We start from the raw sequence: 18,499 nt of genomic DNA on the forward strand, positions 1-18,499 counted from the left end.
AGGATTCCGGCTGCGCGGTGCCGGTTCCTACGATCGACGGCGACCGTGAGTTCCTGGGAGGCATTGTGGCCGAGAGATCCGAAGTCGTGTTCATCGACGGAGTCCGTACTCCGTTCGGGCGTGCCGGCGAGAAGGGCATGTACTGGCAGACCCGAGCCGACGACCTCGTCGTCAAGGCGATGATCGGTCTGCTGGAGCGCAACGGCGCGCTGCCGAAGGAGCGGGTGGACGAGGTGGCGATCGCCGCCACCACCCAGCAGGGCGACCAGGGCCTGACCCTCGGCCGCACGGCGGCGCTGCTCGCAGGGCTGCCGAAGTCGGTGCCCGGCTTCGCCATCGACCGCATGTGCGCCGGAGCGATGACCTCGGTCACCGCGACCGCGGGCGGCATCGCGTTCGGCGCCTACGACGTGGTCCTCGCCGGTGGCGTGGAGCACATGGGCCGGCACCCGATGGGCTTCGGCGCCGACCCCAACCCGCGCTTCCTCTCCGAGCGCCTCGTCGGCGAGGACGCGCTCAACATGGGCCGCACGGCGGAGCGGATCCACGACCGCTTCCCGCACCTGACGAAGGAGCGCGCCGACCACTACGCCCTGCGGAGCCAGCAGAAGCTCGCCGCCGCGTACGCCGCCGGCAGCATCCAGCCGGACCTCGTCCCCGTCGCCACGCGCAGCGCCGCGGGCTGGGGCCTCGCGACCGCCGATGAGGCACCGCGCCCCGAGACGACCCTCGAGGGCCTCGCGGGCCTGCGGACCCCGTTCCGCCCCCACGGCCGGGTGACCGCGGGCAACTCCTCCGGGCTCAACGACGGAGCGACGGTGTCGCTCCTGGCCAGCGCCGAGGCCGCACAGGAGCTGGGCCTGTCCGCGAAGATGCGGATGGTGAGCTTCGCGTACTCCGGCGTCGAGCCCGAGATCATGGGCATCGGCCCGGTCCCCTCGACCGAGAAGGCGCTCCGCAAGGCGGGCCTGACCATCGAGGACATCGGGCTCTTCGAGCTCAACGAGGCGTTCGCCGTGCAGGTGATCTCCTTCCTCGACCACTTCGGCCTCGACGACGACGACCCGCGCGTCAACGAGTACGGCGGAGCGATCGCGATCGGCCACCCGCTCGCCTCCTCCGGGGTCCGGCTGATGATCCAGCTGGCCCGGCAGTTCGAGTCGCACCCCGAGGTCCGCTACGGCGTGACGGCCCTCTGCGTCGGCCTCGGCCAGGGCGGCACGGTGATCTGGGAGAACCCGCACTACGACGGCAAGCGCGGACGACGGAAGGGACGCTGACCCATGCTCGACGGATTCGAGAACCTCGTGGACCTCGCCGAGGGCGAGGTCGTCACCCACTCCTACGTCCGCGACGTTCCGCTGCCCAGCGGCCGCACGCTCGCCCTGATCACGCTCGACAACGACCGCGACCACACCCGCCCCAACACCTTCGGGCCGGCGTCGCTCTTCGAGCTGGCGGACGTCCTCCTGGCGCAGAAGGAGCGCGCCTCGCGCGGCGAGATCCAGGCGGTCGGCATCACCGGCAAGCCGTTCATCCTCGCCGCGGGAGCCGACCTCAGCAAGGTCGGGGCCATCCCGAGCCGTGAGCTCGGCCGCCAGCTGGCGCGCCTGGGCCACCGCACGCTGGGGATGCTGGCCGAGCTGGGCGTGCCGTCCTTCGCCTTCATCAACGGCCTCGCCCTGGGCGGCGGCACCGAGATCGGCCTGAACGCCGACTACCGCACCGTCGACTCCTCCATCCCCGCGCTCGGGCTCCCCGAGGTCTTCCTCGGCATCATCCCCGGCTGGGGCGGCGCGTGGCTCCTGCCGAACCTGATCGGCATCGAGAACGCCCTCAAGGTCGTCGTCGAGAACCCGCTGAAGAACAACCGCACGCTCAAGGGCCAGGAGGTGTTCGACCTCGGCATCGCCGACGCGATCTTCCCGCCCGCCGCCTTCCTCGAGGACTCGCTCCGCTGGGCCGACGGTGTGATCGGCGGCTCCGTGAAGGTGGAGCGGCTGAACGCACCCGGCAAGCTGGAGCGGCTGGTCAAGTGGGACGTCGCGATCTCGATAGCTCGCAAGCAGCTGGAGTCGCGGATCGGCACGGTCGCGGCGTCTCCGTACCGCGCGCTGGAGCTGCTCAAGGCCGCGAAGAACACCACGCGCGAGGAGGGCTTCGCCGCCGAGGACGAGGCGCTGGCCGACCTGATATCGGGCGACCAGTTCCGTGCGAGCATCTACGCGTTCGATCTGGTGCAGAAGCGCGCCAAGCGTCCCGCGGGAGCGCCCGACAGGGCGCTGGCCAAGCCCGTCACCAAGGTCGGGGTCGTCGGCGCGGGCCTCATGGCCTCGCAGTTCGCGCTGCTCTTCCTCCGCCGCCTCCAGGTGCCGGTGGTCATCACCGACCTCGACCAGGAGCGGGTCGACAAGGGCGTCGCGGGCATCCGCGCCGAGATCGACGCGCTGCTGGCGAAGGGACGCGTCTCCCCCGACGACGCGAACCGCCTCCGCGCGCTGATCACCGGCACGACCGATCGCTCCGACTTCGCCGACGCCGACTGGGTGATCGAGGCGGTCTTCGAGGAGCTGTCGGTGAAGCAGGAGGTCTTCGCCGATATCGAGCGCTACGTCTCGCCCACGGCGGTGCTCGCGACCAACACCTCGTCCCTCTCCGTCGAGCGCATCGGCGAGCGGCTGGTGCACCCCGAGCGCCTCATCGGCTTCCACTTCTTCAACCCGGTCGCGGTCATGCCGCTGATCGAGGTGGTCCGGACACCGCACACCGACGACGAGACCCTCTCGACGGCGATGGTCACCGCCGCGAAGCTCAAGAAGAACGCCGTCATCACGCGCGACACCCCGGGCTTCGTGGTGAACCGCGTGCTGGCGAAGGTCCTGGGCGAGGCGATGCACGCGGTCGACACGGGTACTCCCTTCGAGGTCGTCGAGCAGTCGCTGGCTCCGTTCGGCCTGCCGATGACCCCGTTCGAGCTGCTCGAGCTGGTGGGCCTCAAGGTCGGCGCGCACGTGCTCGACACCCACCACGCCGCGTTCCCCGACCGCTTCTTCGACAGCCCCAACCTGCACCGCCTCGCCGAGCTCGGCCACGTCTTCGAGCGCGACGCGAAGGGGCGTGTGAAGGGCGTCGACAAGCGCGCGGTCGCGATCGTCGCCGGGGGCACGGAGCCGATGACGGCCGAGCAGCTGCGGCTGCGCGTCGAGACGGGTCTCGCGGACGAGGTCAAGCGGATGCTGGACGACGACGTCGTGCACGCCGCCGAGGACATCGACCTCTGCCTGATCCTGGGCGCGGGCTACCCGTTCCAGATGGGTGGGCTCACGCCCTACCTCGACCGGGTCGGCGCGAGCGAGCGGGCGTTCGGGGACACGTTCCACCACCCCGCCATCCGCGGCGTCGACTGAGGCCGAGTGCAGTGACGCGGAAGGGGCGCCGGATCGGATCCGGCGCCCCTTCCGCGCGTCGCCTGCGGGACGGGTCCCGACGGACGATCAGTCGCTGCGGGCGTCGTCCCGGGCCTCGACCTCGTCCGGGAGCGGGCGGGCGACCGGGATCTTGCTGCCCAGCACCTGCGCGACGACGTCGCGGGCGATGTGCTGGGGAGTGAGCCCGACGTCCTCGAGGATCTCCTCGCGCTTGGCGTGGTCGAGGAACTGGTCGGGCAGCCCGAGCTCGGTCACCGCGGTGTCCACGCCGGCCTCGCGCAGGTCCTGGCGGATGCGTGTGCCGATCCCACCGACGCGCACCCCGTCCTCGATCGAGACGACGATGCGGTGCTCGCGGGCGAGCTCGATGATGCTGGTGGGCACGGGCACGACCCAGCGGGGGTCCACGACGGTGGCTCCGATGCCCTGGGCCGCGAGCCGCTCAGCGACCTCGAGACCCATCGCGGCCATCGGCCCGACCGTGACCAGCAGCACGTCCTTGCGCTCGGCGCGGGCGAGCACGTCGACCCCGTCGCCGAGACGCTCGACGGCGTCGATCTCGTCACCGACGCTCCCCTTCGAGAAGCGCACCACGGTCGGCGCGTCGGTGACGCCCACGGCCTCGCGCAGCTCCTCGCGCAGACGCACGGAGTCGCGCGGAGCGGCGAGGCGGATGTTCGGGACGACCTGCAGGATCGCCAGATCCCACATGCCGTGGTGGCTCGGACCGTCGGGCCCGGTGACTCCGGCGCGGTCCAGCACGAAGGTGACGCCCGCTCGGTGCAGTGCGACGTCCATCAAGACCTGGTCGAAGGCGCGGTTCACGAAGGTGGCGTACAGCGCGACGACCGGATGCAGCCCGCCGAAGGCGAGACCGGCGGCCGAGGTCACGGCGTGCTGCTCCGCGATGCCGACGTCGAAGACGCGCTCCGGGTACTTCTCCGCGAGGCGGTCGAGACCGACGGGCCGGAGCATGGCGGCCGTGATGCCGACGATCGTCGGGTCCTCGTCGGCCAGGGTGACGATCTCCTCGGCGAACACCGAGGTCCACGATCGGGCCCCGGCCGCGCTCAGCGGCTCGCCCGTCTCGGGGTCGATCTGCCCGACGGCGTGGAACTGGTCGGCGAGGTCGTGCACGGCCGGACCGAAGCCCTTGCCCTTCTGGGTGATCGCGTGGACGATGACCGGCTGGCCGTAGTCCTTCGCCTGCTGGAGGGCCTCCTCCATCGCCGTCAGGTCGTGTCCGTCGATCGGCCCCAGGTACTTGATGTCGAGGTTGGAGTAGAGCGCCTCGTTGTTGATGAAGCGGCTGAGGAAGCCGTGGAGCCCGCCGCGCATGCCGCGGTAAACGGCGGCGGCGGGGCCGCCCAGCCGCTCCGAGACGGCCCGGGAGCCGCGGTGCATCGTGCGGTAGGTCGGCCGCGTGCGGACGCCGTTGAGGAAGCGGGCCATGCCGCCGATGGTCGGGGCGTAGGAGCGCCCGTTGTCGTTGACCACGATGACGAGCCCGCGGGAGTTGTCGTCGCTGATGTTGTTCAGCGCCTCCCAGGTCATGCCGCCGGTGAGGGCGCCGTCGCCCACGACCGCGACGACGTGGCGGTCGGTCTGACCGGTCATCGTGAAGGCGCGGGAGATGCCGTCCGCCCAGGACAGCGAGCTGGAGGCGTGCGAGCTCTCGACGATGTCGTGCGGCGACTCCCTCCGCTGCGGGTAGCCGGCGAGGCCGCCGCGCTGCCGGAGCTTCGAGAAGTCCTGGCGACCGGTGAGCAGCTTGTGGACGTAGGACTGGTGGCCGGTGTCGAACACGATCGCGTCGTGCGGCGAGTCGAAGACCCGGTGGATCGCGATGGTCGTCTCGACGACGCCGAGATTCGGCCCCAGGTGGCCGCCGGTCTTCGAGACCTCGCGCACGAGGAAGTCGCGGATCTCCTGCGCCAGCGTCTCGAGCTCGGCTGCGGTCAGGCGATCGAGATCGCGAGGACCGCCGATGGTCTCGAGAACAGCCATGCGCGCCGCCTTCCGGGGTCGTGAGCGAGGTGGGGACGTCTCCCGAGTCTACGCACGGGGCCCCCGGGAACGCGTGTGCGCCTCCCCCGCAGGGAAGGCGCACACGCTCTGCGGCTGATCTAGACGAGCGAGCGCAGCACGTACTGCAGGATGCCGCCGTTGCGGTAGTAGTCCGCCTCACCGGGGGTGTCGATGCGGACGACCGCGTCGAACTCGACGGTCTGCTTGCCCTCGGCCGAGTGCTCGGTCGGCTCGGCGACGACGTGGACCGTCTTGGGGGTGACGCCCTCGTTCAGCTCCTCGATGCCCGAGATGCTGATCGACTCGGTGCCGTCGAGGCCCAGCGACTCCCAGCTCTCGCCCGCGGGGAACTGCAGCGGGACGACGCCCATGCCGATGAGGTTCGAGCGGTGGATCCGCTCGAAGCTCTCGACGATGACCGCCTTGACGCCCAGCAGGCTCGTGCCCTTGGCCGCCCAGTCGCGCGACGAGCCGGAGCCGTACTCCTTGCCGCCCAGGATGACGAGCGGGGTGCCCTCGGCCTGGTAGTTCTGCGACGCGTCGTAGATGAACGACTGCGGGGCGTCCGGCTGGGTGAAGTCGCGGGTGTAGCCGCCCTCCACGCCGTCGAGCAGCTGGTTGCGCAGGCGGATGTTCGCGAACGTGCCGCGGATCATCACCTCGTGGTTGCCGCGGCGCGAGCCGTAGGAGTTGTAGTCCTTGCGGTCGATGCCGTGCTCGTCGAGGTAGCGGCCGGCGGGGCTGTCGGCCTTGATCGAGCCGGCGGGGCTGATGTGGTCGGTCGTGACGGAGTCGCCGAGCTTGGCGAGCACGCGGGCACCGGCGATGTCGGTGACCGGGGTCGTCTCCATCGTCATGCCGTCGAAGTACGGGGGCTTCCGCACGTAGGTCGACGACTCGTCCCACTCGAAGATCGAGCCCTCGGGGGTCTGCAGCGCGCGCCAGCGCTCGTCGCCGTCGAACACGCCCGCGTACTGCGTGTCGAACATCGACTTGTCGATCGACGAGTCGATCGTCGCCTGCACCTCGGCCGCGTCGGGCCAGATGTCCTTGAGGAACACATCGTTGCCGTCGGAGTCGGTGCCGAGCGCGTCGACCTCGAAGTCGAAGTTCATCGAGCCGGCGAGCGCGTAGGCGATGACGAGCGGGGGGCTCGCCAGGTAGTTCATCTTCACGTCCGGGTTGATGCGGCCCTCGAAGTTGCGGTTGCCCGAGAGCACGGCGGTCACGGCGAGGTCGTTGTCCTGCACCGCGGCCGAGATCTCCTCGAGCAGCGGGCCGGAGTTGCCGATGCAGGTCGTGCAGCCGTAGCCGACCGTGTAAAAGCCGAGCGCCTCGAGCGACTCGGTCAGGCCGGCCTTCTCGTAGTAGTCGGTGACGACCTTCGACCCGGGCGCCAGCGTGGTCTTGACCCACGGCTTGGCCTTCAGGCCCTTCTGCGCTGCGTTGCGGGCCAGCAGGCCGGCCGCGAGCATGACGGACGGGTTCGACGTGTTGGTGCACGAGGTGATCGCCGCGATCGCGACGGCGCCGTGATCGATCGTGAAGGTCCCGCCCTCGCCGAGCTCGACCGTGGTCGGCTTGGAGGCGGTCGCCGGCGCGTGCGAGCGGTGGGTGTGCTCGTGGCTGCTGTGCTCGTCCTGCGGCTGCAGCTCTCCGGGGTCGGAGGCGGGGAACGACTCCGCGATGGTCAGGTCGACGATGTCGTGCGAGACGTCCGCGTAGTTGGTGAGATCCGACTCGAACTGCGTCTTGGCGGACGAGAGCTCGATCCGGTCCTGCGGGCGCTTCGGGCCGGCGATCGAGGGGACGACGGTGCCGAGGTCGAGCTCGAGGTACTCGCTGAAGACCGGCTCGACCGCGGGGTCGTGCCAGAGCTTCTGCAGCTTGGAGTACTGCTCGACGAGGGCGATCTGCTCGTCGCTGCGGCCGGTGAGGCGCAGGTAGTCGAGGGTCACGTCGTCGATGGGGAACATCGCGGCGGTGGAGCCGAACTCGGGGCTCATGTTGCCGATGGTGGCGCGGTTCGCGAGCGGCACCGCGGCGACGCCGGCCCCGTAGAACTCGACGAACTTGCCGACCACGCCGTGCTTGCGCAGCATCTGCGTGATGGTGAGCACGACGTCCGTCGCGGTCACGCCGGTCGGGATCGAGCCGGTGAGCTTGAAGCCGACGACCTTCGGGATGAGCATCGAGACGGGCTGGCCGAGCATCGCGGCCTCGGCCTCGATGCCGCCGACGCCCCAGCCGAGCACGCCGAGGCCGTTGACCATCGTCGTGTGCGAGTCGGTGCCGACGCAGGTGTCGGGGTAGGCGCGCAGCGCACCGCCCACCTCGCGGGTCATGGTGACGCGGGCCAGGTACTCGATGTTGACCTGGTGCACGATGCCGGTTCCGGGCGGGACGACCTTGAAGTCGTCGAAGGCGGTCTGGCCCCAGCGGAGGAACTGGTACCGCTCGCCGTTGCGCTCGTACTCGAGCTCGACGTTGCGCTCGAGCGCGTCCTCGGTGCCGAAGAGGTCGGCGATGACGGAGTGGTCGATCACCATCTCGGCGGGCGCGAGCGGGTTGATCCGGTTCGCGTCGCCGCCCAGGGCAGCGACGGCCTCGCGCATGGTGGCGAGGTCGACGATGCAGGGCACGCCGGTGAAGTCCTGCATGACCACGCGGGCCGGCGTGAACTGGATCTCGGTGTCGGGCTCCGACTCCGGGACCCACTCGCCGAGGGCGCGGATGTGGTCGGCGGTGATGTTCGCGCCGTCCTCCGTGCGCAGGAGGTTCTCGAGCAGCACCTTGAGGCTGAACGGGAGCTTCTCGTGACCGGGGACCCGGTCGATGCGGAACACCTCGTAGTCGGTCGAGCCGACCTTCAGGGTGTCTTTCGATCCAAAGCTGTCTACCGCGGACACGTCGCCCTCTCCTTCGCTGACTGCAGCGTCCGCCGACGGGCGGAGCCGCTCTCCGTCCTCATCTTGACGACCGCGCACAGCGGCCTGCCACCAAGGAGGACCTAACTCCTCGACGCCGACGCGCCCGGTCGACCTCGCCGCGACGGTGCGGGGAGGCGAGCGCTATTTATCTCGACGTCGAGACAATTCTACGCACGATCCGGAGCATCGCCCGCATCGGCGCGCTCGCCGGCTCCGCGGTACTCGGCCCGGACGGCGAGCACGGTGAGCACCAGCAGCGGCGCGTACAGGGGCAGGCCCAGCGCCAGCTTCCAGATGCCCAGCGCCGTGGTGTCCTCGGCGAGGAACAGCGGGTACTGCACGGCCAGGCGCAGGAGGAAGAGCCCCGCCCACGCGAGGGTCAGGGCGCCGAAGAGGCGGCGCTTGCGCCGATCGGATCGCCAGGCGGTGCCGTCCCCCATCAGGAAGCCGGCGGCGACGCCGATCAGGGGCCAGCGCACGAGGACGGAGAGGAGGAAGACGAGCCCGTAGACGAGATTGGTGAGCAGCCCCAGGGCGAAGTTGTCGACGCCCCGCCCGGTGAACATCGCCAGTGCGGCCGAGACCACCACGGCGAGCAGTCCGCCGACGGCCTGGATCACCGGCGTCCGGCCGAGCACCCGCGCCACCGTGAACGCCACGGCGAGCCCGACGGATGCGACCAGCGAGAGCACGAGCTCCGAGGTGACCGTGTAGAGCAGGACGAAGGCTATGCCGGGCACGACGGCCTCGAGGATCCCCCGGACGCCGCCCATGGTGCGCAGCAGCGCCTTCCCGTCGAACGGCTCGCCGTCGGCGACCGCGCCGAGTCCCGAGCGGCGGGCGGCCTGCGCGATCGCGTCGCCCACCTCGGGCCGGACCGGCTCCTCCGATCGGGCCGGGTCCTCGGGCCGCACCGGCTCCATGCCGGTCAGCTCGCGCTCTGCTGGGTCTGGCTGCCGGTCGGCACCTTCAGCGGGATCAGGTCGCGCGGAGGCATCGGGCCGCTGCCGCGGACCACGACGATGCTGCGGAAGAGCTCCTCGACCGAGGCGGCCGCCTGCTCGTCGACGGCTCCGGCTCCGGCGATCACGCCGCGGAGGAACCAGCGCGGACCGTCGACGCCGACGAACCGGGCGACGCGGGTCTGGCCGCCGGCGATCGGGAGCTCGGCGACGAGCTCCGGACCGAAGACGCCGTCGCGCTCCGTCGTCGATCCGCCCTGACGGCCGATCTGCTCGGCGATCTGGCCGCGGATCTCGTGCCAGAGGCCCGAGGAGCGCGGCGCGGAGAAGGGCTGCACCTGCAGCGTCGACCCGGCGTAGTCGAGGCCGACGGCGATGACGCGCTTGGTCCCCTCCTCGACCTCGAGGCGGATGTGCATGCCCTCGCGGGGAAGCACCTTCACCCCGCCGAGGTCGATGTAGGGGCGGACCGGGTTGGCCTCGCGCTCGTCCAGGGGCCCGGCCTCCGCGCGGTCCTCCGGCGCCGACTTCTCGAAGTCCTGCTGGACGGGCTCGGCGGCCTCGCCGGCCGTGGGCTGGATGTCGCTCATGCGCTCTCCTCGTGGATTCTGGTCTCCTGGGCGCCGGCGGCGTACCCGGTGGATCCGAAGCCGCCCGTGCCGCGGACCGACTCGGGAAGCTCGTCGACGGCCGTGAACCTCGCCTGGACGACGGGGACGATCACGAGCTGCGCGATCCGGTCCCCCGCCGAGACGCGGTACGTCTCGCGGCCGTCGGTGTTCAGCAGCGCCACCCGGATCTCGCCGCGGTAGCCCGCGTCGATCGTTCCGGGGGCGTTGACGACGGTGATGCCGTGCCTGAAGGCCAGCCCGCTGCGGGGGACGACGAAGCCGGCGTGGCCCTCCGGGAGGGCGACGGCCACCCCGGTGCCGACGGAGGCGCGCTCACCGGGGGCGAGCACCACGTCCTCCGTCGAGTGGAGATCGGCTCCCGCGTCGCCCGGACGGGCGTAGGAGGGGAGCCGGTCCGCGGTGATCGGGACGTCGACGGTTGCAGGCACGTGACGAGGGTAGACCAAACGTCTGATCCAATAGGGTCATGCCGTCCTACCGAGAGAGGCTGTGGCCCGCGCCCTGGCTCTTCGTCGCCACCGCCCTCGTGATCCCCGCCAGCATCCTGGTGTTCGCGCCCATCGACTTCGCGGTGGGGGTGATCGTCGCGGTCGTTCTGTACGCGGGCTGCGTGCTGTCGCTGCTGGCGCTCTCCCCCGTGATCGAGGTGGCGGAGGGGGAGCTGCGCGCCGGCCGCGCGCACATCCCGCTGGACCTCGTGGGCGAGCCGTCCTCCTACTCGGGGGACCAGGCGTTCGCCGAGCGCGGGACGCGCTTGGACGCGCGGGCGTACCTGGTCATCCGCGGCTGGGTGAAGGAGGTGGTGCGGGTCCCGATCGAGGATCCGGCCGACCCGACGCCGTACTGGCTGGTCTCCACTCGCCGCCCGGACGACATCGTCGCCGCGATCCGGGGATCACGGCGACGGAGCGGTCGTCCTTCGGAGCCGGGAGGCGCTTAAGCGGCGCACTCCAGGCAGATCGGTCCGAGCTTCTCCTCGTGGTCGATCTGCGAGCGGTGCTTCACGAGGAAGCAGCTCACGCACGTGAACTCGTCCGCCTGGGGCGGAAGGACCACGACGTCCAGATCGAGGTCGGACAGATCGGCACCGGGCAGTTCGAATCCGCCCGGGTTGTCGGCGTCATCGACGTCGACGACTCCGGACATCTTGTCGGGGACTCGCTCCTTCAGGGCCTCGATCGACTCGGAGTCGTCATCGGTCTTGCGGGGGGCGTCGTAGTCCGTAGCCATTCCCATCCACTTCTTATTTCTGCTGTTCAACAAATCGGCGGGGTCAGTGTGCATCACGACGCATCGATTCGCAAACCACCTCGAACGGCTCTTGACACCCGCTCGCCCCGCCTCCTTCCGCACCAACTTTCGACCCGCCCGGGGTATTCCCAGCCGATCGCCCGGGCGCGTGGCATCCTTGCCCGGTCCGCGTCCAGAAGGAGGGTCCCCACGATGATGGAACTGAAGGTGATCGGCGTCGAGGGCGGATCGCTCGTCCTCGTGTCCGAGGGCGGCGAGCGCTTCTCGGTCCGCATCGACGAGACGCTGCAGAGCCAGCTGCGGCCGCGGGTCCACACCCTCCCGCCGCGCGAGAAGCGCGTCTCCCCCCGTGAGATCCAGGCCCACATCCGCACCGGGCTCTCCGCCGAGGAGGTCGCCGAGCTCACGGGCGCCGACCTGGGCTACGTCCAGCGCTTCGAGGGACCCGTCACGGCCGAGCGCGAGCACATCGTCGCGTCCGCCCTCGCCGTGCGCGTCTACACGACCACCGACCCCGATCCCCTCGAGGAGGGCACGCCCTTCGGCGACGTCATCCGCGACCGCCTCGCGTCGCTCGGCGCCGAGGGCGAGCAGTGGTCGAGCTGGAAGGAGGAGGAGGGCTGGGTCGTCAAGCTCCTCTTCCGCTCGGACGAGATCGACCACGACGCCCGCTGGCGCTTCGACCCGCGGAAGGCGCTGCTGTCGCCGCTGACCTCCGAGGCGATCACGCTCTCGCAGCAGGGCGAGATCCGGCCGACCCTCATCCCGCGCCTGCGCGCCGTCATCCCCGCAGCCGTCGACGAGCTCGCCACGCGCTTCGACACGGAGTCCGCGGAGGCGCCGAGCCGCTCCGCCCGGGCCGACCACCCCACCGCCGGCCGCCCCGCCGCGATGCCGCACGCGCGGCCGGCCGCCGTCCGCCCCTCCGACACGGAGCCGCAGCCGGCCCTCTCCGAGACCCCGCGCCCGATCTCGACGCTCCCCCGCCCCGTCACGAGCACGACGGAGCAGCGCGAGCGCAACCTCAACGACACCGCCGACCTGCTCGACGCCCTGCGGCGCCGCCGGGGCGAGCGCGATCACGCCTCGAGTCTCCGCGTCCGCGAGGAGCCGGAGCCCGAGGCCGAGGCCGCTCCTCCCGTCGAGAAGGCACCGGAGCCGCCGCGCACCGCTCCCCCGGTCCCCGAGCAGCCGTCGGGCGTGCGCGGGAGCCTCCGCAGGGGGCGGGCGTCGATGCCGAGCTGGGACGAGATCGTCTTCGGAGCGCGCAGCGACGACTGACCCTCCGCCGGCGCGGCTCCGCCGGGGTGGACGGTGCCCCCCCCGTCCCCTCGGCCCGGCTCAGGCCAGCGCGCCGAAGCGGAGGAGCGGCACCTGCGTCTCCTCCGGCGTGAGCGACCCGTGCTGCCCGATCATGGAGCGGCCGGAGGAGTCGTCCGCCGCGTAATAGGCGATGGTCCTCCGCGCCGCGACGAACACGTCGCCCATCCGCTCGGCCGCCGCCGGAGAGACCTCGCCGAACCAGCCGCTCGCGGCGACCTCGTCGCGCGTCGCGATCCAGGCGCGTGCGCCCTCCGCCTCGGTCCAGCGCCGCGCCACCTCGTCGGGGTCCACACCCGGCTCGAGGTGCAGCTGCAGGCAGCGGGGCTCTCCGCCGAGGTGCCGGACGCCCTCGAGCAGCGGTCCCCGCTCGACGAGCACGTGCGAGGACGCCGGGACGTCCACGATGCCGTGGTCGGCGGTGACCAGCACGCTCTCGCGGGCGGAGAGCCCGCGGACCGCTCCGCCGACCTCCCCGTCCAGGAGCTCGAGCGCTGCCGTCCACTCCGGCGACTCCCAGCCGCGCGCGTGCGCCGCCTGGTCGAGCTCGGGGACGTAGAGGTACACGAGCTGCCGGCCGCCCTCGTCGAGCAGGGCGCGTGCCGCCGTGAAGCGCTCGGCGACGCCGCCGGCGGAGTGGTACTCGGCGCCGCGCAGGATCGCCCGCGTGAGACCGGAGCGGGCGTACCGCGCGGGGCCGATCACTCCGGCCCGGACACCGGCGGCCGAGGCGTGCTCGAAGACCGTGGGGTGGGGCTGCCACGTCTCGGGCACCATGCCCTCGTCCCAGCCGGAGAGCTGGTTGACCAGGCGGTCGGAGGCGCGGTCGAGCACGCGGTAGCCGACCATCCCGTGCCCGCCCGGGCGCAGGCCCGTCGTCAGGCTCGCCAGGGCCGCCGCGGTTGTCGTCGGGAAGCCCGAGACGAGCGTGGTGCCGCGGTTGAGGGCCGGAGCGAGCGTGCGCGAGTGGCCCCCGCGCTGGCGGAGGTTCGCGGCACCCAGGCCGTCGACGAGGACGACCACGATCCGCTCGACGCGGGGCGAGCCGAAGAGGCCGGGGCGGCCCAGGAGCGCGTCGAGGGCGCCCGGCAGGACGTCGGCGAGGCTCCGCCGCCCGTCGGGGGCTGGCGGTAGCATGTGGGTCATCGCGCCCAGTTTCGCACAGCGCCGCCGTCCCCGCCGGGCCGGTGCGGCGGAGCGTCCGCGTGAACGGGAGGGCCGGTCCCGTCCGCGAGGCGCCGTCTCCGCTCCGCCCGTCCCGTCGAGCGCCGCAGGGCGGTGCAGTCCCCCGCCGCCGCCCCGCGCCCGCCACCGAATCGAGTCATGAACGCTGCAGCCCCCTCCTCCGGATCCTCGCTCACCGAGCGCATCGAGGACGTCGACGTCTCGGCCGAGATGGAGGGGTCCTTCCTCGAGTACGCGTACTCGGTCATCTACTCGCGGGCCCTGCCCGACGCCCGCGACGGCCTCAAGCCGGTGCAGCGCCGGATCCTCTACATGATGAGCGAGATGGGGCTGCGGCCCGATCACGGCCACGTGAAGTCGGCCCGCGTGGTCGGCGAGGTGATGGGCAAGCTGCACCCGCACGGCGACGCCTCGATCTACGACTCGCTCGTCCGCCTCGCCCAGCCGTTCACGATGAGGGTCGCCCTCGTCGACGGGCACGGCAACTTCGGCTCCCTCGACGACGGCCCGGCCGCGGCCCGCTACACCGAGGCCCGCCTCGCCCCGGCCGCCACGGCCATGACCGAGCACCTCGGCGAGGACGTCGTCGACTTCGTCCCGAACTACGACAACTCGCACGACCAGCCCGAGGTCCTCCCCTCCGCGTTCCCGAACCTGCTGGTCAACGGGGCCAGCGGCATCGCCGTCGGCATGGCGACGAACATGGCGCCCCACAACCTCGTGGAGGTGATCGGGGCGGCCCGGCACCTGATCGCCCATCCCGACGCGTCCCTGGACGACCTGATGTCGTTCGTCCCGGGACCGGACTTCCCGAGCGGTGGCACGATCGTCGGCCTCGCCGGCGTGCGCGACGCCTACGCGACCGGCCGGGGCGGCTTCAAGACCCGCGCGCGCGTCTCGGTCGAGAGCATCACCGCGCGCAAGTCCGGCCTGGTCGTCACCGAGCTGCCCTACCTCGTCGGCGCCGAGAAGGTCATCGACAAGATCAAGGACGGCGTCCAGAACAAGAAGCTCAGCGGCATCTCGGACGTCACCGACCTGACGGACCGGGACAACGGCCTCCGGCTCGTCATCGGGATCAAGACCGGCTTCAGCCCGGAGGCCGTCCTCGAGCAGCTCTACCGCTACACGCCCCTCGAGGACGCGTTCTCGATCAACAACGTCGCGCTGGTCGACGGCGGCCCGCGCACCCTCGGCCTGAAGGAGCTGCTGCAGGTCTACATCGGCCACCGGGTGCAGGTCGTCACCCGGCGGACCCGCTACCGACTGCGCAAGCGCCAGGAGCGGCTGCACCTGGTCGAGGGCCTGCTCATCGCGATCCTCGACATCGACGAGGTCATCCAGCTGATCCGCGGGAGCGACGACACCGCGGCGGCGCGGGCCCGGCTGATCGAGGTCTTCGACCTCAGCACCCTGCAGGCCGACTACATCCTCGAGCTCCAGCTCCGCCGCCTCACGAAGTTCTCGCGCATCGAGCTCGAGACCGAGCGCGACACCCTCCTCGCCGAGATCGCCGCGCTCGAGGCCCTCCTCGCCAGCCGATCACGGATCGACGAGCTGGTCTCGGACGAGCTCGACGAGGTCGCCCAGCGCCTCGGGACCCCGCGGCGCACCCTGCTCACCGAGGCGCGCCCCTCCGTCGCCACCACCGGGCGGAAGGCCGCCGCGGTGCTCGAGATCGCGGACGTGCCCTGCCGGGTGCTGCTGAGCACCACCGGCCGCATGGTGCGGGTCGACCGCGACCCCGAGGCCGCTCCCCACCCCGAGCGCGCCACGCGCCGCTCGAAGCACGACGCCGTCCTCAGCGTGCTCGACACGACCAGCCGGACGGAGATCGGCGCGGTCACCAGCGCCGGTCGGCTCCTCCGCTTCTCGCCGGTCGACGTGCCCGCCGTCCCCTCCTCCTCGGTGCAGCTGGGCGCGGGCGTGCGCATGAGCGACTACCTCCCGCACCTGGCGAAGGACGAGCGGGTGCTCGCGCTCGTCGCCCTCGACGACGAGCGGCCGATCGCGCTCGGCACCCAGCAGGGCGTCGTCAAGCGCGTCGCGCCGGGCGAGCTGCCCAACCGCCCGGACATCGAGCTCATCGCCCTGAAGCCGAAGGACGCCGTCGTGGGCGCGGCCGCGTCGGCGGAGGAGGACGAGCTGGTCTTCGTCACCGGCGAGGCCCAGCTGCTGCGCTTCCCCGCGTCCGCCGTCCGCCCTCAGGGCCGGACCGCCGCGGGGATGGCCGGGGTCAAGCTGGCCGAGACCGACGACGTCGTGCACTTCGCCGTCGTCGCCGCCGAGGACCGGGACGAGGCCGTCGTCGCGACGGTCGCCGTCGACAGCTGGGCCCTCTCGGGGACCGACACCGGCAGTGCGAAGGTCTCGCCGTTCTCGGAGTTCCCCGCCAAGGGCAGGGCCACCGGCGGAGTCCGCGCGCAGCGCTTCCTCAAGGGAGAGACCGCCCTCGGAGTGGCGTGGGTCGGCCCCGGTCCCGCGCACGCCCTCGAGGCCGACGGCTCGGTGGCCGCGCTGCCCGACTCCGGGATGAAGCGCGACGGCTCCGGCGTGGCGCTCGCGGCGCCGATCGCGACGATCGGAGCGGCGCCCGAGGTGTTCTGAGCCCCGCGGCTCAGACGTCGATGCGGTCCCGCGACAGCGACTCGGACCCGCGGACGATGAACTCCTTGCGGGGCGCCACGTCGTTGCCCATCAGCAGCTCGAACACCCGGCCGGCGTTCTCGGCGTCGGCGACCCGCACCCGGCGGAGGGTGCGGCGGGAGCGGTCCATGGTCGTCGTGGCCAGCTGGTCCGCGTCCATCTCGCCGAGCCCCTTGTAGCGCTGGATCGGGTCCTGGTAGCGGCGGCCCGCCTTGCCGAGGGCCGCGAGGACGCTCTGCAGCTCCTTCTCCGAGTAGGTGTAGATCGTCTCGTTCGGCTTCTTCCCCGCGTTCATCACCACGAGCCGGTGCAGCGGAGGCACGGCGGCGAAGACGCGCCCCGCCTCGACGAGCGGCCGCATGTAGCGGAAGAAGAGCGTGAGCAGCAGGGTGCGGATGTGGGCGCCGTCGACGTCGGCGTCGCTCATCAGGATGATCTTCCCGTAGCGGGCGGCCGAGAGGTCGAAGGAGCGGCCGGAGCCGGCTCCGATCACCTGGATCATCGAGGCGCACTCGGCGTTCGAGAGCATGTCGGCGATGCTCGCCTTCTGCGTGTTGAGGATCTTCCCCCGGATCGGCAGCAGGGCCTGGTACTCGCTGTTGCGGGCGAGCTTGGCGGTGCCGAGGGCGGAGTCACCCTCGACGATGAAGAGCTCGCTGTTCTCGACGTCGCTGCTGCGGCAGTCGACCAGCTTCGCCGGAAGGGAGGAGGACTCCAGCGCGTTCTTGCGGCGCTGGGTCTCCTTGTGCGCGCGGGCCGAGATCCGCGACTTCATCTCGGCGACGACCTTCTCGAGGAGCTGGGAGGTCTGCGCCTTGTCCTCGCGGCGCGTCGAGGAGAACACCGCGCCCAGCGTCGAGGCGATGGTGGAGGCGACGATCGCGCGGACGGCGGGCGTGCCCAGCACCTCCTTCGTCTGGCCTTCGAACTGCGGCTCCGGGAGCCGCACGGTCAGCACGGCGCTGAGCCCGGCGAGGACGTCGTCCTTCTCGAGCTTGTCCGAGCCGACCTTGAGGCGGCGGGCGTTCGCCTCCACCTGGGAGCGGAGCAGCTTCAGCAGGCCCTGCTCGAAGCCGGTCTGGTGCGTCCCGCCCTTGGGCGTCGAGATGATGTTCACGAAGCTGCGCATCACCGTCTCGTAGCCGGTGCCCCAGCGCAGGGCGATGTCGACCTCGCAGGTGCGCTCCACCTCGGTGGGCACCATGGCGCCGCCGGGGGTCAGCACCGGCACGGTCTCGGTGAAGGTGCCGGAGCCGGTGAGGCGCAGCACCTCGGTCACGGGGGCGTCGGGGGCGAGGAACTCGACGAACTCCGAGATGCCGCCGTCGTAGCGGAACATCTCGGCGCGGCGCTCGTCCGCCCGGTCGTCGACGATGTCGATCGTCAGGCCGGGGACGAGGAACGCGGTCTGCCGGGCGCGCGTCACCAGGTCGTCCGTCTGGAACGAGGCGCCCTTCGTGAAGATCTGGCGGTCGGCCCAGTAGCGCACGCGCGTTCCGGTGACGCCCTTGGCGACCTTCCCGACGACCGTCAGCTCGGACCCGTTCTCGAACGGCGTGAACGGAGCGTCGGGGGTGGGCTCGCCCGCGTCGGCGAAGCGCCCGGGCTCCCCCCGGTGGAACGACATCCGGTAGGTGCGGCCGTTGCGGTCGACCTCGACGTCCAGGCGCTCCGAGAGCGCGTTGACCACGGAGGCGCCGACGCCGTGCAGACCGCCGGACGCCGCGTAGGATCCGGAGCCGAACTTGCCGCCCGCGTGCAGCTTCGTGAACACGACCTCGACTCCGGAGAGCCCCGTCTTCGGCTCGATGTCGACCGGGATCCCGCGCGCGCGGTCGCGCACCTCGACGCTGCCGTCGGCGTGCAGGAGCACGCTGATCTCGGTCCCGTGCCCGGCCAGCGCCTCGTCGACGGAGTTGTCGATGACCTCCCAGAGGCAGTGCATGAGGCCGCGCGAGTCGGTCGATCCGATGTACATGCCGGGCCGCTTCCGGACCGCCTCGAGACCCTCGAGGACGGAGAGGTGACGGGCGTTGTAGTCGGTGGAGGCCATCCGCCCAGTCTACTTTCGGGAACCGCTCCGGCCGCGGTGGCGCGGCACCCGGCGACAGCACGAT

Annotated in this window: 13 protein-coding genes; 5 read left to right on the forward strand and 8 right to left on the reverse strand. The window is 71.6% G+C overall.

The annotated features are described in order from the left end of the window. The first annotated feature begins 65 nt into the window (after positions 1-65). On the forward strand, positions 66-1,280 hold the full coding sequence (locus C5B95_RS05820) for a thiolase family protein (protein WP_104348677.1): 1,215 nt from the start codon (positions 66-68) through the stop codon (positions 1,278-1,280). 3 nt (positions 1,281-1,283) lie between these two features. After that, positions 1,284-3,407 carry a 3-hydroxyacyl-CoA dehydrogenase NAD-binding domain-containing protein gene (locus C5B95_RS05825; protein ID WP_104348678.1) on the forward strand — a complete coding sequence of 708 codons (2,124 nt, stop codon included), beginning with the start codon at positions 1,284-1,286 and terminating at the stop codon, positions 3,405-3,407. 87 nt (positions 3,408-3,494) lie between these two features. Here the strand turns inward: C5B95_RS05825 and dxs are convergent, their stop codons facing one another. The 5 genes from dxs to dut form a co-directional block, all read right to left on the reverse strand. Next, positions 3,495-5,435 carry a 1-deoxy-D-xylulose-5-phosphate synthase gene (gene dxs / locus C5B95_RS05830; protein ID WP_104267881.1) on the reverse strand — a complete coding sequence of 647 codons (1,941 nt, stop codon included), beginning with the start codon at positions 5,433-5,435 and terminating at the stop codon, positions 3,495-3,497. Between the two features lie 119 nt (positions 5,436-5,554). Further along, positions 5,555-8,365 (reverse strand): aconitate hydratase AcnA, encoded by a 2,811-nt coding sequence (acnA, locus tag C5B95_RS05835; RefSeq protein WP_104267882.1) that lies wholly within the window; start codon positions 8,363-8,365, stop codon positions 5,555-5,557. Between the two features lie 188 nt (positions 8,366-8,553). Then, on the reverse strand, positions 8,554-9,309 hold the full coding sequence (locus tag C5B95_RS05840) for a DUF3159 domain-containing protein (protein ID WP_104348679.1): 756 nt from the start codon (positions 9,307-9,309) through the stop codon (positions 8,554-8,556). Between the two features lie 5 nt (positions 9,310-9,314). Next, positions 9,315-9,938, reverse strand: coding sequence for a DUF3710 domain-containing protein (locus tag C5B95_RS05845; RefSeq protein WP_104248032.1), 624 nt, complete (start codon positions 9,936-9,938; stop codon positions 9,315-9,317). Further along, the gene (gene dut, locus C5B95_RS05850) at positions 9,935-10,408 is read right to left on the reverse strand and encodes a dUTP diphosphatase (RefSeq protein WP_104267884.1); all 474 of its coding nucleotides are present in this window, start codon (positions 10,406-10,408) and stop codon (positions 9,935-9,937) included. The genes C5B95_RS05845 and dut overlap by 4 nt, the downstream gene beginning before the upstream one ends. 38 nt (positions 10,409-10,446) lie before the next feature. Here dut and C5B95_RS05855 point away from each other — a divergent pair, with 38 nt between their 5' ends. Continuing rightward, positions 10,447-10,920 carry a DUF3093 domain-containing protein gene (locus tag C5B95_RS05855; protein WP_104222107.1) on the forward strand — a complete coding sequence of 158 codons (474 nt, stop codon included), beginning with the start codon at positions 10,447-10,449 and terminating at the stop codon, positions 10,918-10,920. Here the strand turns inward: C5B95_RS05855 and C5B95_RS05860 are convergent. Beyond that, the gene (locus C5B95_RS05860) at positions 10,917-11,210 is read right to left on the reverse strand and encodes a DUF4193 domain-containing protein (RefSeq protein ID WP_055792269.1); all 294 of its coding nucleotides are present in this window, start codon (positions 11,208-11,210) and stop codon (positions 10,917-10,919) included. The two genes, C5B95_RS05855 and C5B95_RS05860, sit on opposite strands and share 4 nt — an antisense overlap. A gap of 213 nt (positions 11,211-11,423) precedes the next feature. Here C5B95_RS05860 and sepH point away from each other — a divergent pair, with 213 nt between their 5' ends. Then, complete coding sequence (gene sepH / locus C5B95_RS05865; protein ID WP_104348680.1) at positions 11,424-12,512, forward strand: septation protein SepH; 1,089 nt, start codon at positions 11,424-11,426, stop codon at positions 12,510-12,512. A 60-nt stretch (positions 12,513-12,572) separates the two neighbouring features. Here sepH and C5B95_RS05870 read toward each other — a convergent pair whose 3' ends face one another. Continuing rightward, complete coding sequence (locus C5B95_RS05870) at positions 12,573-13,697, reverse strand: alkaline phosphatase family protein (RefSeq protein WP_258059830.1); 1,125 nt, start codon at positions 13,695-13,697, stop codon at positions 12,573-12,575. A 177-nt stretch (positions 13,698-13,874) separates the two neighbouring features. Here C5B95_RS05870 and C5B95_RS05875 point away from each other — a divergent pair, with 177 nt between their 5' ends. After that, positions 13,875-16,343 (forward strand): DNA topoisomerase (ATP-hydrolyzing) subunit A, encoded by a 2,469-nt coding sequence (locus tag C5B95_RS05875; RefSeq protein WP_104267887.1) that lies wholly within the window; start codon positions 13,875-13,877, stop codon positions 16,341-16,343. A 10-nt stretch (positions 16,344-16,353) separates the two neighbouring features. On the opposite strand, the gene C5B95_RS05880 is transcribed toward C5B95_RS05875, so the two are convergent. Next, complete coding sequence (locus C5B95_RS05880) at positions 16,354-18,435, reverse strand: type IIA DNA topoisomerase subunit B (RefSeq protein ID WP_104225230.1); 2,082 nt, start codon at positions 18,433-18,435, stop codon at positions 16,354-16,356. Positions 18,436-18,499 lie beyond the last annotated feature (64 nt).

The organism is Rathayibacter sp. AY1A7 (genome assembly GCF_002930845.1).
Lineage (GTDB): Bacteria > Actinomycetota > Actinomycetes > Actinomycetales > Microbacteriaceae > Rathayibacter.